Annotated in this window: 15 protein-coding genes; 7 read left to right on the top strand and 8 right to left on the bottom strand. The window is 66.8% G+C overall.

Annotated features, from left to right (window positions below):
* Nucleotides 1–37: 37 nt before the first annotated feature.
* Nucleotides 38–934: a LysR family transcriptional regulator gene (locus tag ACCQ12_RS17405; protein WP_039405787.1), complete on the bottom strand. Its 897-nt coding sequence runs from the start codon at nt 932–934 to the stop codon at nt 38–40.
* 188 nt (nt 935–1,122) lie between these two features.
* Here ACCQ12_RS17405 and ACCQ12_RS17400 point away from each other — a divergent pair, with 188 nt between their 5' ends.
* The 3 genes from ACCQ12_RS17400 to ACCQ12_RS17390 all read left to right on the top strand — a co-directional run bounded on the left by ACCQ12_RS17400 (nt 1,123) and on the right by ACCQ12_RS17390 (nt 5,074).
* Entirely contained in the window at nt 1,123–1,929 is an 807-nt protein-coding gene (locus tag ACCQ12_RS17400; protein ID WP_372382340.1) for a DODA-type extradiol aromatic ring-opening family dioxygenase, read from the top strand.
* 114 nt (nt 1,930–2,043) lie between these two features.
* Nucleotides 2,044–3,288, top strand: a complete 1,245-nt coding sequence (locus tag ACCQ12_RS17395) for a putative DNA modification/repair radical SAM protein (protein WP_039405785.1) — start codon at nt 2,044–2,046, stop codon at nt 3,286–3,288.
* 346 nt (nt 3,289–3,634) lie between these two features.
* Nucleotides 3,635–5,074 carry a UdgX family uracil-DNA binding protein gene (locus tag ACCQ12_RS17390; protein WP_372382339.1) on the top strand — a complete coding sequence of 480 codons (1,440 nt, stop codon included), beginning with the start codon at nt 3,635–3,637 and terminating at the stop codon, nt 5,072–5,074.
* Nucleotides 5,075–5,537: 463 nt separating this feature from the next.
* Here ACCQ12_RS17390 and ACCQ12_RS17385 read toward each other — a convergent pair whose 3' ends face one another.
* Nucleotides 5,538–6,095 (bottom strand): fasciclin domain-containing protein, encoded by a 558-nt coding sequence (locus ACCQ12_RS17385; RefSeq protein ID WP_047696413.1) that lies wholly within the window; start codon nt 6,093–6,095, stop codon nt 5,538–5,540.
* A 476-nt stretch (nt 6,096–6,571) separates the two neighbouring features.
* Between ACCQ12_RS17385 and ACCQ12_RS17380 the strand changes: the two genes are divergently transcribed.
* From ACCQ12_RS17380 to ACCQ12_RS17370, 3 genes are all read left to right on the top strand, one after another.
* The gene (locus ACCQ12_RS17380) at nt 6,572–8,209 is read left to right on the top strand and encodes a Na+/H+ antiporter (RefSeq protein ID WP_039405778.1); all 1,638 of its coding nucleotides are present in this window, start codon (nt 6,572–6,574) and stop codon (nt 8,207–8,209) included.
* Nucleotides 8,210–8,501: 292 nt separating this feature from the next.
* Entirely contained in the window at nt 8,502–9,446 is a 945-nt protein-coding gene (locus ACCQ12_RS17375; RefSeq protein ID WP_104579484.1) for an ABC transporter ATP-binding protein, read from the top strand.
* Nucleotides 9,443–10,204, top strand: a complete 762-nt coding sequence (locus ACCQ12_RS17370) for an ABC transporter permease (RefSeq protein ID WP_166752275.1) — start codon at nt 9,443–9,445, stop codon at nt 10,202–10,204. Before ACCQ12_RS17375 ends, ACCQ12_RS17370 begins: the two co-directional genes overlap by 4 nt.
* A gap of 585 nt (nt 10,205–10,789) precedes the next feature.
* Here ACCQ12_RS17370 and ACCQ12_RS17365 read toward each other — a convergent pair.
* Nucleotides 10,790–11,056 carry a DUF3297 family protein gene (locus ACCQ12_RS17365; protein ID WP_047696423.1) on the bottom strand — a complete coding sequence of 89 codons (267 nt, stop codon included), beginning with the start codon at nt 11,054–11,056 and terminating at the stop codon, nt 10,790–10,792.
* Nucleotides 11,057–11,219: 163 nt separating this feature from the next.
* On the opposite strand from ACCQ12_RS17365, the gene ACCQ12_RS17360 reads away from it, so the two are divergent.
* Entirely contained in the window at nt 11,220–11,771 is a 552-nt protein-coding gene (locus ACCQ12_RS17360; RefSeq protein ID WP_047696425.1) for a DUF6630 family protein, read from the top strand.
* Nucleotides 11,772–12,148: 377 nt separating this feature from the next.
* On the opposite strand, the gene ACCQ12_RS17355 is transcribed toward ACCQ12_RS17360, so the two are convergent.
* The 5 genes from ACCQ12_RS17355 to ACCQ12_RS17335 all read right to left on the bottom strand — a co-directional run bounded on the left by ACCQ12_RS17355 (nt 12,149) and on the right by ACCQ12_RS17335 (nt 16,295).
* The gene (locus tag ACCQ12_RS17355; RefSeq protein ID WP_104579483.1) at nt 12,149–12,433 is read right to left on the bottom strand and encodes a DUF4031 domain-containing protein; all 285 of its coding nucleotides are present in this window, start codon (nt 12,431–12,433) and stop codon (nt 12,149–12,151) included.
* Nucleotides 12,434–12,441: 8 nt separating this feature from the next.
* Nucleotides 12,442–13,035 (bottom strand): hypothetical protein, encoded by a 594-nt coding sequence (locus tag ACCQ12_RS17350; RefSeq protein WP_104579482.1) that lies wholly within the window; start codon nt 13,033–13,035, stop codon nt 12,442–12,444.
* 474 nt (nt 13,036–13,509) lie between these two features.
* Complete coding sequence (gene motB / locus ACCQ12_RS17345; RefSeq protein ID WP_372382338.1) at nt 13,510–14,709, bottom strand: flagellar motor protein MotB; 1,200 nt, start codon at nt 14,707–14,709, stop codon at nt 13,510–13,512.
* A 10-nt stretch (nt 14,710–14,719) separates the two neighbouring features.
* Nucleotides 14,720–15,574 (bottom strand): flagellar motor stator protein MotA, encoded by an 855-nt coding sequence (gene motA / locus ACCQ12_RS17340; protein ID WP_039405757.1) that lies wholly within the window; start codon nt 15,572–15,574, stop codon nt 14,720–14,722.
* Between the two features lie 232 nt (nt 15,575–15,806).
* On the bottom strand, nt 15,807–16,295 hold the full coding sequence (locus tag ACCQ12_RS17335; RefSeq protein ID WP_372382337.1) for an MliC family protein: 489 nt from the start codon (nt 16,293–16,295) through the stop codon (nt 15,807–15,809).
* Between the last annotated feature and the right edge of the window lie 13 nt (nt 16,296–16,308).

Raw genomic sequence — 16,308 nt, 5'->3', positions numbered from 1 at the left:
AATGACCACGCGCGGGACGAACTGTTGCCGGGCCCGTTCAGCCGGGTGCCGGTGCGGCCAGGTGCTCGAGCAGGTAGTCGATGAAGCTGCGCACCTTCGGCGCCAGGTGGCTGCGGCTGGTGTAGACGGCAAAGATGCCGATCTGGCCGAGTTCGTACGCCGGAAGGATGCGCACCAGGCGGCCTGCAGCCAGATGCGCGTCGGCCAGGAAGTCCGGCTGCATCACGATGCCCTGGCCGGCCAGCGCCGCCGCATTGAGCACATGGCCATTGTTGGCGCGCAGCCCACCGTGCAGGCGCACATCCACATCGCCATCGGGCCCGTGGAAGCGCACCGCGTCGCCGGTGGGCGAGTAGTGGTAGAGCAGGCACTCGTGGCCAGCCAGATCGGCCGGGTGTGCCGGCGTGCCCGCCCGCGCCAGGTAGGCCGGCGCCGCGCACGGTACCAGCCGCACCGTGCCCAGCTGGCGGGCGATCAGCATCGGTGCCGGCTCGCGGGTGATGCGGATGGCGACATCGAAGCCTTCCTCGACCATATCGACCAGGCGATCGGTCAGCGACAGGTCCAGCTCCACCTGCGGGTAGCGCGCACGAAAGCCCGGCAGCAAGGCACCCAGGCGCTCGATCCCGTAGCTCACCGGGGCATTGACCCGCAGCACGCCGGCCGGCTCCAGCGCCTGCGCGCCGATGGTGGCCTCCAGGTCGTCCAGGTCGGCCAACAATTGCAGGCAGCGCTGGTAATACGCGGTCCCGGCGCTGGTCAGGCTGACCCGGCGCGTGGTGCGATTGAGCAGGCGGGTGCCCAGGCGTTGTTCCAGCGCAGCCACCTGCCGGGTGACGCTGGCGGTGGAGCGGTCCAGTGCATCGGCCGCGGCGCTGAAGCCGCTGCGTTCGGCCACGGCGGTGAAGACGCGCATCGCATCCAGGGTATCCATCCGGGCTCCGATTATTGCTTGTGGTGCAATAAATTATCCGACCTCGCGTCCTTTATCAGAATGCCGTGGGTCATAGGCTAGTGCGGTCCTCAACGGAGTGCTCGCATGTCCACCACCCTTGCACCCCCGCGCACCGCGGCCTACGGCGCGGCCTTGCTGCGCATCAGCCTGGGCGCATGGAGTTGCCCATGAGCTGCCTGCCATCGTTGTACATTTCGCATGGATCGCCCATGACGGCGTTGCAGCCGGGCCAGGTGGGGCAGCGGCTGCAGGAACTGCGTCAGCAGCTGCCGCGGCCGCGCGCGATCATCGTCGCCAGCGCGCATTGGCTGGGCCGTCGCCCGCTGGTCAGCGGTGCAGCGCGGCCGCAGACCATCCATGACTTCGGCGGCTTTCCTGCGCCGCTGTATGCGCTGGACTATCCGGCGCCGGGCGAGCCGGCATTGGCGCAAAAGGTCGTGCGCCGCCTGGAGCAGGCCGGGCTGCATCCGCACCTGGACCCGCAACGCGGTTTCGACCACGGCGTCTGGGTGCCGCTGCGCCTGCTGTACCCGGCGGCCGACATCCCGGTGGTGTCGGTGTCGATCCAGCCCGAGCTCGGGCCGGCGCACCAGTTCGCGCTGGGCCGCGCGCTGGCGCCGTTGCGCGACGAAGGCGTGCTGGTCATCGGCTCCGGCAGCATCACCCATAACCTGCACGACTTCGGCCAGGGCTACAGCGCCGAGCGCGAAGCGCCCTACGTGCGTCCCTTCATCGCATGGACCGAGCGCGCACTGGCGGACAACGACATCCCGGCATTGCTGGACTACCGCCGCCAGGCACCGTTTGCAGCGCGCGCACATCCCAGCGACGAGCATCTGCTGCCGCTCTACGTCGCGATGGGTGCGGCCGGGGGCGACCAGCTCGGCGCGCAGCGCATCGATGCCGGCATCGATGCGGGCTTTCTGGCGATGGATCTCTATCGCTTCGATGGCGCCGCGGCTACCGCAGTCTGACCGGGCCGCAGGACGGTGCCGGCGTGTGCGCCGGCAGCGCTGCGCTCTGAAGCGTTCACGATCGGCTGCCGCGCAGTCTCATAGGCTGAGACGCCCCGGCTGCATGCTGCTTGCGTGAAAATCCTCGACAAGCTCGCCGTCCTTGCCGACGCCGCCAAATACGACGCCTCCTGCGCCTCCAGTGGCGCGAACAAGCGCAACTCGCTCGGCACCGGCGGGATCGGCAGCACCGAGGGCATGGGCATCTGCCACTCGTACACGCCGGACGGCCGCTGCGTGTCGCTGCTGAAGATCCTGCTGACCAACTTCTGCGTGTTCGACTGCGCGTACTGCGTCAACCGCGTCTCCAGCAACGTGCGCCGCGCACGTTTCACGCCCGAAGAAGTGGTCACGCTGACGCTGGACTTCTACAAGCGCAATTACATCGAGGGCCTGTTCCTCTCCAGCGGCATCATCCGCAACTCCGACTACACCATGGAGCAGCTGGTGGAAGTGGCGCGCCAGCTGCGTGAAGAGCATCACTTTGCCGGCTACATCCATCTCAAGACCATTCCCGATGCAGCGCCCGAACTGCTGGCGGCGGCCGGCCGCTATGCGGACCGTCTGAGCATCAACGTGGAGTTGCCCACCGAGCAGGGGCTGACCCAGCTGGCACCGGAGAAGAGCGTCGGCGGCATCCGCTCGGCCATGGGCGAGCTGCGCTGGCGCATCGAAGAAAACCAGCTCGAACGCAAGGCCGAAAAGGTACGCCGGGCCAAGCCGCCGCGGTTTGCCCCGGCCGGGCAGAGCACGCAGATGATCGTCGGTGCCGATGATGCCAACGACCGCAGCATCCTGGACACCAGCCACAACCTGTACGGCAATTACCGCATGCGGCGGGTGTATTACTCGGCCTTCAGCCCGATCCCCGATGCCTCGTCGAAGCTGCCCTTGCAGGCACCGCCGCTGCAGCGCGAGCACCGGCTCTACCAGGCCGACTGGTTGCTGCGCTTCTACGAATTCAGCGTGGAAGAAATTGCGCCCGCGCAGTCCAGCGGCATGCTTGATCTGGATGTGGACCCCAAGCTGGCATGGGCATTGCGCAACCCGGAGCGGTTTCCGGTGGATCTGAATCAGGCGCCGCGCGAGATGTTGCTGCGGGTGCCGGGGCTGGGCACCCGCAACGTGGAGCGGCTGCTGTTGTCGCGGCGGCACGCGCGGTTGCGGGTGGGCGACCTTGCCCGCTTGCGGGTACCGATGAAGAAGCTGCTGCCGTTTGTGAGTGTGCTGGATCATCATCCGCGGCAACGCCTGGACGACCCGGTGCGCCTGCGTGCACAGCTGGCGCCTGCACCGCGGCAGGCGAGCCTGTTTGAGTGATGCTTCATCGTCGGCAGGGCGCCGCCTTCTCCCCGGACGAGGGTGCCCGACGGGCGGATGAGGGGCAGGCCGCTCGCCGGCCGTGCGGCGCACGGCCGTGTGTTGACGCAGCAACATGGCGCTGCCTTGCAAATTCCCGCTCCCGTCATCCCACGCTCTGCCCCAGGCGCTGCGGCACCTGGCGGCGTGGGGCGCTCCTGCGTCAAGGCGGGTTGGGACAGCAACCTCAGGGGCGCGCGCAGTCACGGTCGCGGAGCAGCGCTGGCGAGATCGGGTGCAGCCGCGTCGGAGGCTGGTTGGCCAGTGCGCGTTGCTGCGTGGGAACCAGGATGATCGGGTGTGAGTGATGTTCAGCGCTGAGGTGGATCCACCGTGGAGTTTCGAGGCATGGCGTGCCTTGGCGCGGGCCGGCTGGTGTGCGCAGGCCGAGCCGGATGACGTGGCATGGAACGGCGGGGCGCAGGGCGGGTTGCTGATGGGGCAGCGGCTGCAGGACCTGCCGGTGGTGGTGGCACCGCCACGGGTGTCGGCGGACTTCATGCAGTTGGCGGCGTCGGTGCTATGCCATCGTGACCCGCAGCGGCATGCGGTGTTGTATCGGTTGCTGTGGCGGATCGCCTCCGGCGAGAAGGCGCTGCTGGAGCGCGCCACCGACGTGGATGTGCATCGTTTGCGGCAATGGCAGAAAGCGGTGCAGCGCGATACCCACAAGATGAAGGCGTTTGTGCGGTTTCGCCGCCTGCCGGGCGAGGTGGAGGATTTCGTTGCCTGGTTCGAGCCCGATCACTGCATCGTGGACCGCGTCGCCCCGTTTTTTGCGCGGCGGTTTGCCGGTATGCAGTGGGCGATCCTGACGCCGTATCGCAGCGTGCGCTGGGATGGCGAGGCATTGTCGTTCGGCGATGGTGCGGTGCGGACGCAGGTGCCCGCCGACGAAGCGCAGGAAGCCCTGTGGCGCACCTATTACGCGCATATCTTCAATCCGGCGCGGCTCAATCCCACCATGATGCGGCAGGAGATGCCGCAGAAATACTGGAAGAACCTGCCCGAAGCGGCACTGCTGCCGGAGCTGATCCGCGAAGCCGGCGTACGGGTGCGCGAGATGGCCGAGCGCGCGCCCGAGCCGGTGCGACGGCGGGTGCCGGTGGCACCCGTACCAGCCGTGGAAGTGGCAACCCAAAGCCTTGCGCAGCTGCGTGTGGCAGCGCGCGATTGCCGGCGCTGCGAGCTGTGGCAACCGGCCACCCAGACCGTGTTCGGCGAAGGGCCGGACGATGCAGCGGTGATGGTCATCGGCGAGCAGCCGGGCGACGAAGAGGACCTGAGTGGGCGTCCGTTTGTCGGCCCGGCCGGGCGTCTGTTCACAATGGCACTGGGCGAGTTGGGTGTGGACCGCACAACCTTCTACGTGACCAATGCGGTCAAGCACTTCCGGTTCGAGCAGCGCGGCAAGCGCCGCCTGCATCGCAACCCGGAGCGTTCGCATGTGCAGGCCTGCAGCGGCTGGCTGCACGCCGAACGCGCGCAACTGCGGCCGGCGCATATCGTCTGTCTGGGGGCGACGGCCGCACAGGCGGTGTTGGGAAGCCGCTTTCGCTTGATGCAGCAGCGCGGCCAGTGGCAGGTGCTGGACGATGGCACGCCGGTGCTGGCCACCGTGCATCCCTCGTGGGTCTTGCGGCAAGGCTCGGAGGCCGCGCGCGAGGAAGGCTACCGCGGCTTTGTCGACGACCTGCGCCAGCTGCTGCATGCACCGGTCGCCGCAGATCGCACCGTGGTGACATAAAAGATGCGCGTGCATCTGCACGCGCATGGTGTCGGAGAACGATGACACCAATCGGGGCCACTGGCGAACCGGTGGTCCCGCACCGCCTCTTCGCGGTGTGGTGGCGCCGCCCGACGTCTGGTGCCCGGACGCGTGCGGATTCGCTGTTCACTCGTGTCTATGTGTCGTAGCGGGAAGCGGACGCGATGGCGCCGGAGTGCAACGCCATCGCATCCAGACAGGTCACTCAAGTGCAGCCAGTGGCTGCTGAGCCATCATCGAATGGTGTCGGGATCAGCGCTTACCACCAGTGCGCTCCGGCTTTGAGCGCATCTGTCGGAACACACTAACCGCCGAGTGCTCGTTACGACTAAATTCCCTGAAAGTGCCGCATGCACGGTCGGCGTCGACCATCGACGGAACGTGGCTCCGTTCCGCCGGTGACGTCGCGCGCAAGCCACTTGCAGGCGTGCAGCAACTGCCGTTACGGCATCAACACCTTGTCGATCACGTGGATTACGCCGTTGCTCTGGTTGACATCGGCGATGGTGACGGTGGCGGTATTGCCCTTGACGTCGGTGAGGGTGACCTTCTTGCCATTGAGCTTTGCGGTGAGCGGCTCGCCCTGCACCGTGGTCAGCGTGGCGCTACCGCCGCCGGCCTTGATCTTGGCGATCAGCGAGGCGGCGTCCACCTTGCCCGGCACCACGTGATAGGTGAGCACCTTGGTCAGGGTCGCCTTGGACTCGGGCTTCAGCAAGGTGTCCACCGTACCGGCCGGCAGTGCGGAAAACGCCGCATTGGTCGGCGCAAACACGGTAAACGGGCCCGGGCCCTTCAAGGTCTCGACCAGTCCGGCGGCCTTCACCGCGGCAACCAACGTGGTGTGATCCTTGGAGTTGGCGGCGTTGTCGACGATGTCCTTGGTGACCAGCATCGGCGCACCACCCACCGTCGGGTTGGACGCAGCGTAAGCAGGAGCCATCGCGCTGGTCAGGGCAATGGCGGTAGCAATGGCAAGCGACTGCAGTGACGTCTTCATGAGGCATCGATCCTTTGGGTTGGCGATCGCCTGGATGGCAACCGTAGGGTCAATACGCCTGCCGGTGCGGGCCGGATGCATCACGTGGTCTTGATGTTCATTACGGTGTTTGGCGTGGTGAGTGCGGCGTCAGGAACAACGTCGAAACGCTTCGCCCGGCTGTCGACGCGATGGCTGCTGGTCGCGTGTGCAGCGCGCTGCCGCCGGTTGCCCGATTGGTATCGGTGTTGCGTGCCTGTCTCACGTCCCGGGATGCGGCAGTCTCCGCAGCATTGGCGGACTGTTCGTATCCGGGCGCTGCGCAGGTCACCTGCGATCGCGTGGCGGAGGACAGGCGGTGCGATGGGCTGGCAGGGCCGATCGATCGCGCCTGATGGTTTCATCACCGGTTGCAAACCGGTATGTTCCCGTCAGTGCGTTGTTGTGCGTCGCAAGATGATGCCGCACGTGCGGCCGTTTCTTCTTCCGGGTTTTACATGCATTCGATCGATGTCGTCCTCGCCATGTTGCTGGCGGTCGCGGCCAGCGGTTATCTGATCCGCATCCTGCCGTTCTCGCTGCCGTTGCCGTTGGTCCAGATCGCGCTGGGCGCGGTGGTCTCCGGTGTGTTCGATGCCGGGCACGAGCTGGAACCGGAATTGTTCTTCCTGCTGTTCCTGCCGCCGCTGCTGTTCCTGGACGGCTGGCGCATTCCCAAACAAGGCCTGTTCCGCGACAAGGCGGCGATCCTGGAGCTGGCGCTGGGCCTGGTGGTGTTCACGGTGATCGGTGCCGGCCTGTTGATCCATTGGCTGATCCCGGCCATGCCGCTGGCGGTGGCGTTCGCGCTGGCTGCCATCATTTCGCCGACCGATCCGGTGGCGGTGTCCTCGATCGCCTCCAAGGTGCCGATTCCCAAGCGCCTGATGCACATCCTGGAAGGCGAGTCGCTGCTCAACGACGCCTCCGGCCTGGTGTGCTTCCAGTTCGCCGTGGCCGCGGTGTTGACCGGCACGTTCTCGGTGGCGACCGCTTCGCTCACCTTTCTGTGGGTGGCGCTGGCCGGGTTGGCGCTGGGCGTGGCCACCACCTTCGGCCTGAGCCGGATCCAGGCCTGGATCTGGCGCCATTTCGGCGAGGAGCCCGGCTCGGCGATCCTGGTCAACCTGCTCACACCGTTCGCCGCGTACCTGCTGGCCGAAGCCTTCCACGCCTCCGGAATTCTGGCCGCGGTGGCCGCCGGCATCACCATGAGCTACGTGGAAATGGCCGGCAACGCGCCGGGCAACATGCGCCTGCAGCGCTCGGCGGTGTGGGACACGGTGCAGTTCACCTTCAACGGCATCATCTTCGTGCTGCTGGGCGAGCAGTTGCCGGGCATCCTGGACGGGGCGGTGCGCAGCGTGCAGGAGGCCGGACACCTCAATCCGTGGTGGCTGGCGGTGTACGTGGCCACCATCAGCACCAGCCTGATGGCGCTGCGCTTTGTGTGGGTGTTCCTGTCGCTGCGCTGGAACATCTTCAAGGCGCAACGGCGGGGCGAGGCGCATGTCAGCCCGCCCTGGCGAATCGTGGTGGCGGTGTCGCTGGCGGGCGTGCGCGGGGCGATCACCCTGGCCGGCGTGCTGACGCTGCCGTTGATGCTGGAAGACGGCTCGCCGTTTCCGGCCCGCCAGCTGGCGATCTTCCTGGCGGCCTCGGTGATCCTGGTTTCCTTGCTGGTGGCCAGCGTGGCATTGCCGCGGCTGTTGCGCGGGCTGGAGTTGCCGGAAGAAGAAGACGAACAGCAAAAGGAAGACCTGGCCGTCAAGGCCGCCTCGCAGGCGGCCCTGGAGGCGGTGGAAAAGCTGCGCCAGCGGCTGGTGGAAGACAGCGCGCATGCCGAGCGCTACAACGCCGCCGCCAACCAGGTCAGTCAGCGTTACCAGCGCAAGCTGGGTGCCGTGGACATGGCCGAAACCGATCCGGAAGAGGCCGGCGCCTACGAGCAGGCCTTGCGCCAGTTCCGTCACACGGCCCTGGTGGCCGAGCGCAACGAGCTGTTCAAGCTTGCGCGCCGTCGCGAGATTTCCGACGACCTGTCGCGGCGGCTGGTGCGCAATCTGGACCTGATCGAGTCGCGCAAGCGCGCGTGAGCGCGCGGGAATGGGGAATCGGGATTGGGGAATCGTAAAGCCACGGCGCTCGTGCAGTCGTGGTTGCGTAGGAGCGCGCTTGCGCGCGATGGGGCTTTCCCGCCAACGCCCCATCGCGCGCAAGCGCGCTCCTACGTGGAGATGCGCCATCACACGGACGCAGCGAGCGTGCGCGGCTGGGTTCGCTGACGCTCCTTGGCGGGCGTCGGGAGACACCATCCCATCAGCCCCCCTCCCATCGTCACGGCGCAGCGCCTACCCTGTGGCGCTTCTGGTCCCCCGTGCACAACCCATGACGCCCATCGTTTCCATCCAGGGAGTGAGCAAGACCTACGCCGGCGGTTTTCAGGCGCTCAAGCAGGTGGATCTGCAGATCCAGCGCGGCGAGATCTTCGCGCTGCTTGGCCCCAACGGTGCCGGCAAGACCACGCTGATCAGCATCATCTGCGGGTTGATCAACCCCAGCACCGGCACCGTACTGGCCGATGGTCATGACATCGTGCGCGACTACCGCGCGGCACGTGCCAGCATCGGGCTGGTGCCGCAGGAGCTGGCCACCGACGCCTTCGAAACGGTGTGGGCCACGGTGCGTTTCAGCCGCGGGCTGTTCGGCAAGCCGGCCAACCCGCAGTACCTGGAAACGGTGCTGCGCGAGCTGTCGCTGTGGGACAAGCGCAACAGCAAGATTTCCACATTGTCCGGCGGCATGAAGCGACGCGTGCTGATCGCCAAGGCACTGGCGCACGAGCCGCGCATCCTGTTCCTGGACGAGCCCACTGCCGGCGTGGACGTAGAGCTGCGCCACGAGATGTGGCAGATGGTGCGCCGGCTGCGCGAGCAGGGCACCACCGTCATCCTGACCACCCATTACATCGAAGAAGCCGAAGACATGGCCGACCGGGTCGGGGTGATCAACCGCGGCGAGCTGGTACTGGTGGAAGACAAGCACACGCTGATGCGCAAGCTCGGCAAGAAGCAGCTCAGCCTGAGCCTGCAATCGCCGCTGCAGGCGGTGCCGGCCGGACTGGCGGATCTGCCGCTGGAGTTGTCGGCCGACGGCAGCAGCCTGATCTACACGTTCGACACGCAGGCCGAGCAGACCGGCATCGGGGCAGTGTTGCGCCGGCTCAACGAGCAGGGCATCGACTTCAAGGACCTGCATTCCAGCGAGAGCTCGCTGGAAGAGATCTTCGTCACCCTCGTGCATGGCGCCCGTCAGCCGGAGATGCGCGCATGAACCTGCATGCGATTGCCGCGATTTATCGCTTCGAAATGGCGCGCGCATTCCGCACGCTGACCCAGTCGATCGCCTCGCCGGTGTTGTCGACCTCGCTGTATTTCGTGGTGTTCGGCGCAGCCATCGGCTCGCGCATGGGGGATATCGACGGCATCAGCTACGGCGCCTTCATCATTCCCGGCCTGGTGATGCTGTCGTTGCTCAATGAGAGCATCTCCAACGCCTCGTTCGGCATCTACATGCCGCGCTGGGCCGGCACCATCTACGAGGTGCTGTCCGCGCCGGTGGCATGGTGGGAGATCGTCATCGGCTACGTGGGCGCGGCGGCCACCAAGTCGGTGATGCTGGGCTTGCTGATCCTGCTTACCGCACGGCTGTTTGTTCCGTACGAGATTGCACATCCGGTGTGGATGCTGGGCTTTCTGGTGCTCACCGCGCTGACCTTCAGCCTGTTCGGCTTCATCATCGGCATCTGGGCCGACGGCTTCGAGAAGCTGCAGGTCATCCCGCTGATGGTGGTGACGCCGCTGACCTTTCTGGGCGGCAGTTTCTATTCGATCAACATGCTGCCGCCGGTGTGGCAGAAGGTCACGCTGTTCAACCCGGTGGTCTACCTGATCAGCGGGTTTCGCTGGAGTTTCTACGGCAAGGCCGACGTGCACATCGCGGTGAGCACCGGCATGACGTTCCTGTTCCTGCTGGTGTGCCTGGGCGTGGTGGCGGCGATCTTCCGCAGCGGCTACCGGCTCAAGGCCTGAGCGGGTCGCGTGTGCGGTGTCCTCACCGCTTGCTGGCTGTTTGATCAAAAGCCATGCGCACCGACCAACGTGACTGGTCCTTGTCCGCTCACCGTCGCGGGATCGTGAGCGGCATGGGTGCCGCGCCAGAGCCTCCAGGGACGGATCCACGGCGTGTCCTGCGATGGTGGGCGGGCAAGGGCCCTGCAGCACACGCAAAGACGTCGAGTGCGCGGTGCCCTCACCGCTCGCGGGACACGCCGTTAACCCGTCCATGGGGGCTCGTTGGCGGCATCCATGCCGCCAACGGTCCCGCAATCGGTGAGGACACCGCACCAGACAGTTGGCTGGTGGTTTGTTGAAGAGCGAGTACATCGCGTCGCAAGTTCGCGAATCGCTTGTTGAAGACTCTGCACGCCGACCATCTTGACTGGTCCTTGCCCGCTCACCGTCGCGGGACCTTGAGCGGCATGGATGCCGCGCCAGAGCCTCCAGGGACGGATTCACGGCGTGTCCCGCGATGGTGGGCGGGCAAGGGCCCTGCAGCCAAGTCGCAGCTCAGCAGCTTCGCAATAGAACAACGTGAAGCAGTTTGGTCAGCCGCGCTTACTCGGCAGCAGGCGCGGCGTCGTTCTTGGTGTCCAGGTAATACGCCACCACCTCGCCCTTGATCTTCATCGTCATCGGATTGCCGCGGCGGTCGCGGGCCTTGCCGACCTGCACCTTGATCCAGCCTTCGCTCACCGAATATTCCTCCACGTTGTCGCGTTCGATACCGTTGAAGCGCACGCCGATGCCGCGGTTGAGGGCGTCGGCATCGTGGAACGGACTACGTGCGTCGATGGCCAGGTGATCGGGAGGGGTATCGCTCATGGGGAAGGCGCCATGACGGGCCGGATGGCCGTCTTCGGCCGCACAGGATACGGACCTGCGCCGGGAAGACCAGCCCTGCTGGCGCAGCGGCGGGCCGGCCTCGGTTTGCTTGCGCCGCCGCAGGCCTCACACTTGGCGTCTGCAATCCTTCAGCGAGACCGCCATGCCCGACAACAGTGCCGATTACGAAGACGACGAAGGCCTGCAGCCCGAAAGCGACGAAGACGATGTCGACGACCATCCGGCGCGGGTCTGGAATCTGCTGGTGTTGATCAACCCCGGCGACGAAGACACCGCGCTGGCCCAGTTCGATGCCTGGCGCGAAGCGCAGGCCGATGCAGACGATGGCGACGGCGACGATGCGTGGCTGTGGACGCTGAAAGACGTCATCGACTGGCGCTCGGGATTCTATGTGGACTGGAAGGACACCGACTCGTTCATCGCTGCCATCGACGAACTCGGCGCGCGCTGGAACCTGCGCATCGACTGGGGCGGCGACCTGGACGACGAAGACTTCGCCCGCGATCTCGATGTACCCGACCTGATGGCCGTGGCGTTCGACCGCCTGCGCGAACACGGCTACTCGCTGTGGAACTGGAACACCGGCGGCGACGCCTATGCCGGCTGGATCGCCCTCAGCCGCGACGACGACGCCATGCTGGCGCTGACCTCGTTGCTGGGCGTGGAAGTCCGGCTGGGCAACGAGGCATTTTGAGGGCCGGGAGTAGGGAGTCGCGAGAGCGGTCTCCGGGTGCGTGGGTCTGGCAGGCATTGTCCGCGGCCAGATGACTGCCCCGTAGGAGCGCGCTGGCGCGCGATCGGGCGTTACCGGGACAGCTCCTCGCGCTCGGGCGCGCTCCTACAACGGCGTGGCGTCATGGTGCAGAGGGGGATGCCGCCGTCGTGAAGTTGCAGGCCTCCTTACCAGGAGGCTCACACGGCCCAGCGATGGCCACGTAGGAGCGTGCCTGCGCGGGACAGGCGTTACCGGGACAGCTCTTCGCGCTCGTCGCGCGCCTACAAGGCGCGCCGCCAATCAGGTTGGGGCCACCGCCGTTGCGAATTCCCAATCCCCAGCCCCCAATCCCCGCCTCAAGGCGCCTCGCCTCGCGCCTGCGCACGCGCATTGGCGATCAACGCCTTGAGCAGGACGCGGTCGGTGTGGCGGGAAATGGGAATGGCGCCCAGGGCGATCGCCTCTGCGCGCAGCGGGGCGGGCACGTCGTAGTGCGCGCCGCTGAGTTTGTTCTGGAAGGCGCGGCGGGGAATGCCCAGCCGCGCCGCCATGGCATGCAGCTCGTCCAGCGTATCGCCGAGCAGGTGCGCCCAGCGCTGGTCGCGCCACAGGTGCACCGCATCGTCGACGTAGACGGCCATTTGCCGGGTCAGTCCTGCTTCTTGGACTTCTTCGGCTTCTTGCCGGCGCTCTCGCTGTCGGCATCGTCCGCGACGGCGTCGGCGGCCTCGTCGCTGGTCGCCTCGTCTGCAGTGCTGTCGTCTTCGGCCGTCGCGGCATCTTCGGCAGCGTCATCGCCGTCGGCCGCAGGTGTTGCATCGGCGTCGTCGGCGTCTTCATCGCCGTCTTCATCCGCATCGGCGTTCTGGAACTCGGACACCAGCTTGGTCAGGTATTCCTCGGCGGTCTGGCCTTCGTCGGCGGCCAGGTCGTCGATCATCTGCTGCAGCTGGGTCGAATATTCCAGCGAGATGGTCTTGCCTTCGGCTTCCTGCAGGTTGGCCAGGTGCTTGAGCATGGCCAGCATCGGCACCGGGTTGTCGGCGCTGCCCATGGTCTGGCCGCCGATCGACAGCATCCACTCGCTGCCACCTTGCAGACCGATCGCCGCGACCACACGGCCGTCGGCATCCTGCAGCACGGCATGGTTGCTGACCTGGGGCGCCTGGCCCAGACGGGCGAAGGGGCGCTTGGGTTGCTGCTTCTTGCGCTTGTCGCGCTTGGCCTTGGAATTGCGGGACACGGTGTTCTCGACGCTGGGAATGGCCGGCCATTCTAGAGCGTGCGCCGCACGATGCGATGAGCAGCCGGCTTCGGGGTGACCAGGCGCAGGCGGCCCCGCCTGCTGTCGATCACAGTGTCGATCGTGATGCCGCGGCAATCCTCGCTCGCCGCGAGCCTGGATGAGGCGGGCAGCAGCGCCCATGGTCCGGCAAGCGCCGCACCTGCCAGGCCGGTGGCAGGGCGCCAGCCTGGCCTGCAGGGAAGACGTCGCGTGCGCCAGACCTCCCCATCGCCGGCCCCGCAGCAGGCGTGGAGATCGGGTTCGCCGCGTTGCCGATGGATTCGGCAAGGCACGTCTGGTGGACGGGCAACCAGAGCATGCCGCCGTCCAGGCACGTCAGCCGCAGATCACCGGCTCGACGACACCGCTGGCAGCGATAGGTCAGTCAAGCAGACCGGGCATGCATCTGGAACTCCAACCCCGGCCTCGCAATCAATGCGCTTCGACCGCCACGCGCGGCGCTGCCACGGCGGCTTCGGCGGCCTTGGCGAGTGCGGCGGCCGAGGCGACCTGAGCGCTGGTGGACACGCGCGGTGCCGCCGGGCGTGCGGAAGCGGTGCCCGGCGGGGGCGAGGGCGAGCCGCCGGCGGCGCCTGGCGCAGCCGCGGAGCCTGTCGCAGCCGCAGCCGCTGGCACCGTAGCGCCCAGCATGGGGCCACTGGCCGGTGCACCCACCGTCGCGGTACCGGTGGCAGCGGCGCCGCTGAGGTCTGGCACCTGGGTGTCGGCGTCATGGACGGGCTTGCCCAGCGCCACGCCCTGGCCGGCGCCGGCCAGCGCCGCTTCTTCGGCGTCCTGGGTCATCACCACGATGCTGATGCGGCGGTTGATCGGATTCTGCGGGTCGGTCTTGTCGAACAGCACCGAGGACGACAACCCAACCACGCGGGTCACCTTGGCATCGGCCATGCCACCGCCCACCAGCGCGCGGCGCGCAGCATTGGCACGGTCGGCGCTGAGTTCCCAGTTGGTGTAGCCGGCATCGCTGCTGTAGGCGGTGGTGTCGGTATGACCGGTGATGCTGATGTGGTTGGGCACCTGATTGATGAAGCTGGACAGCTCGCGCAGGATGTCCACCGTGTACGGCTTGAGCTGGTCGCGGCCGATATCGAACATCGGGCGGTTCTGCTTGTCCACGATCTGGATGCGCAGGCCATCGGGCGTGAGATCCAGCAGCAACTGGTCCTTGAACGGCTCCAGCGCCTGGCTCTTGTCGATGGCCTCTTTCAGGTCCTGCATCAACGCTTCCAGGCGCCGCTTGTCCTTGGCGCGGCTGTCCACGTCGGTGTCGGCCGCGTTGTCGCGCTTGCGGCCCATTTCGTCCTTCTGCCCCTTGGCCATGTCGGCGGTGCCGCCGAGCTTGATCATCGAGGTGCTGGCGCCGCCGGGGCCATTCATGCCCGGCGAGGGCGCCGGCGACTTGCCGGACAGCGGGCTGGGATTGCGGAAGTATTCGGAGATCGCCGCGCGCTGCTCCTTGGTGGTGGCGGCCATCAGCCACAGCACCAGGAAGAAGGCCATCATCGCGGTCACGAAGTCGGCGAACGCCACTTTCCAGGCGCCGCCGTGATGGCCGCCGCCCTGCACCTTCTTGACCCGTCGGATGACGACGGTGGATTTGCCCTCGGCCATGACCGCGGTCCTACTTGATCGTCTTCAGGTGCGTTTCGAAATCGCCGAAGCTCGGACGCACGTTGGAGGGCAGGGTCTTGCGCGCAAATTCAAGCGCAATCTTGGGGTTGTAGCCGCGCAGGCAGGCCAGCAGCGCGGTCTTGACCGCCTCGTAGATGCGCCCGTCCTGCTCGGCACGCGCTTCCATCGCCGCCGACAACGGCGACACGAAGCCGTACGCCAGCAGGATGCCCAGGAAGGTGCCCACCAGCGCGGCGCCGACGTGGTGGCCGATCTCTTCGATCGGCCCGCCGATCGAGCCCATGGTGATCACGATGCCGAGCACTGCCGCCACGATGCCGAAGCCGGGCAGGCCGTCGGACACCTTGCTCAGCGCATGCGCCGGCGCCAGGGCCTCGTGGTGGTGCTTTTCCAGTTCCAGTTCGAGCAGCGGTTCCAGTTCGTGCGGCTCGATGTTGCTGCCGATCATCAGGCGCAGGCAGTCGGTGATGAAGTCCAGCAGGTGATGGTCGGCCACCACCTTGGGGTAATTGCCGAAGATGGTGCTGTCCTGCGGCTTTTCGACGTGGTCTTCCAGCGCCATGAAGCCGTCGCGACGGGCCTTGTTCAGCAGCTCGTAGATCAGGCTCAGGGTGTCCTTGTAGTCGTCGGACTTGTACTGCGGGCCCTTGAACACGCCCAGCACGCCGGTCAGCGTTTCCTTGACGATCTTGCCCGGCGTACTGACCAGGAACGCGCCCAGGGCCGCGCCGCCGATGATCATCAGCTCGTACGGCTGCCACAACGCACCCAGCTTTCCGTGCGACAGCACATAGCCGCCGAGGACGCTGACGATGACGACGATGAAGCCAACGATGATGAGCATGGCGAAGCCGAAAGCAATCTGGGAGTGCTAGTGGTTTCGGCTTGCGCGGCGGATTCTTGAAGCGCACGGCGTGAAGATGTGCGCTGTGACTGAACAATCAGCCGATTGTCATTGCGGCCTCATGCACGCATTTGACCGCATCGCCGCCTGCCAGCGACAGCGTCGCCTCGCCGGCATGCTCCCGGAACCGGTTGCCGTGGGCGTCGGCAAACCGTGGGCTGTGCCTGGACCGTCAGCCGATCGTGGTTGCGGCCTCATGCACGCACTTGACCGCATCGCCGCCTGCCAACGACAGCGTCGCCTCGCCGGCATGCTCCCAGAACTGGTTGCCATGGGCGTCGGCAAACCGCGCGCCGGAGGCGGACTGGGCACTGAGCAGGGTCAGCGCACGGCCGTCCAGGGTCAGCCGCAGGGCATCGGTGGCGGGGTCGAAGCGGGTAGTGATGGCGCGCTCGCCGCAGCGCCAGGCCACGGTATCCGGCGCCTGGGTCGGGGCGGGTGGCGGCGTGGCCGGCCCCGGATGGCCGGCATGGGGCAGCGGGCCGGTCACGCTGGCGTCGGTGGCCATCGGCGGCGGGCTGTCGTCCGGGCCTGCGGTTGCGATGGGCGGTGGGTCCGTCGCGGTCGCAGGTGCGGTGTCGGCAGAGCGATCGCCTGCGGTGCAGCTGGCCAGGGTGGCGGCCAGCACTACGGCGAGCATCAGGGTCGAGGACGTGTGCATCTGCGTACTCCTG

Source organism: Xanthomonas sp. NCPPB 1068 (assembly GCF_041479385.2).
Lineage (GTDB): Bacteria > Pseudomonadota > Gammaproteobacteria > Xanthomonadales > Xanthomonadaceae > Xanthomonas > Xanthomonas cannabis.
This window is presented reverse-complemented; position numbering and strand designations above follow the sequence as displayed.

Bases quoted from the DNA above. Each gene is read 5' to 3' on its own strand.
- ACCQ12_RS17360 (WP_047696425.1), top strand. From the start codon at position 11,220: ATGCCCGACAACAGTGCCGATTACGAAGACGACGAAGGCCTGCAGCCC.
- ACCQ12_RS17335 (WP_372382337.1), bottom strand. From the start codon at position 16,295: ATGCACACGTCCTCGACCCTGATGCTCGCCGTAGTGCTGGCCGCCACC.
- ACCQ12_RS17400 (WP_372382340.1), top strand. From the start codon at position 1,123: ATGAGCTGCCTGCCATCGTTGTACATTTCGCATGGATCGCCCATGACG.
- ACCQ12_RS17390 (WP_372382339.1), top strand. From the start codon at position 3,635: ATGTTCAGCGCTGAGGTGGATCCACCGTGGAGTTTCGAGGCATGGCGT.
- ACCQ12_RS17385 (WP_047696413.1), bottom strand. From the start codon at position 6,095: ATGAAGACGTCACTGCAGTCGCTTGCCATTGCTACCGCCATTGCCCTG.
- ACCQ12_RS17380 (WP_039405778.1), top strand. From the start codon at position 6,572: ATGCATTCGATCGATGTCGTCCTCGCCATGTTGCTGGCGGTCGCGGCC.
- motA (WP_039405757.1), bottom strand. From the start codon at position 15,574: ATGCTCATCATCGTTGGCTTCATCGTCGTCATCGTCAGCGTCCTCGGC.
- ACCQ12_RS17375 (WP_104579484.1), top strand. From the start codon at position 8,502: ATGACGCCCATCGTTTCCATCCAGGGAGTGAGCAAGACCTACGCCGGC.
- ACCQ12_RS17370 (WP_166752275.1), top strand. From the start codon at position 9,443: ATGAACCTGCATGCGATTGCCGCGATTTATCGCTTCGAAATGGCGCGC.
- ACCQ12_RS17365 (WP_047696423.1), bottom strand. From the start codon at position 11,056: ATGAGCGATACCCCTCCCGATCACCTGGCCATCGACGCACGTAGTCCG.
- ACCQ12_RS17405 (WP_039405787.1), bottom strand. From the start codon at position 934: ATGGATACCCTGGATGCGATGCGCGTCTTCACCGCCGTGGCCGAACGC.
- ACCQ12_RS17355 (WP_104579483.1), bottom strand. From the start codon at position 12,433: ATGGCCGTCTACGTCGACGATGCGGTGCACCTGTGGCGCGACCAGCGC.
- motB (WP_372382338.1), bottom strand. From the start codon at position 14,709: ATGGCCGAGGGCAAATCCACCGTCGTCATCCGACGGGTCAAGAAGGTG.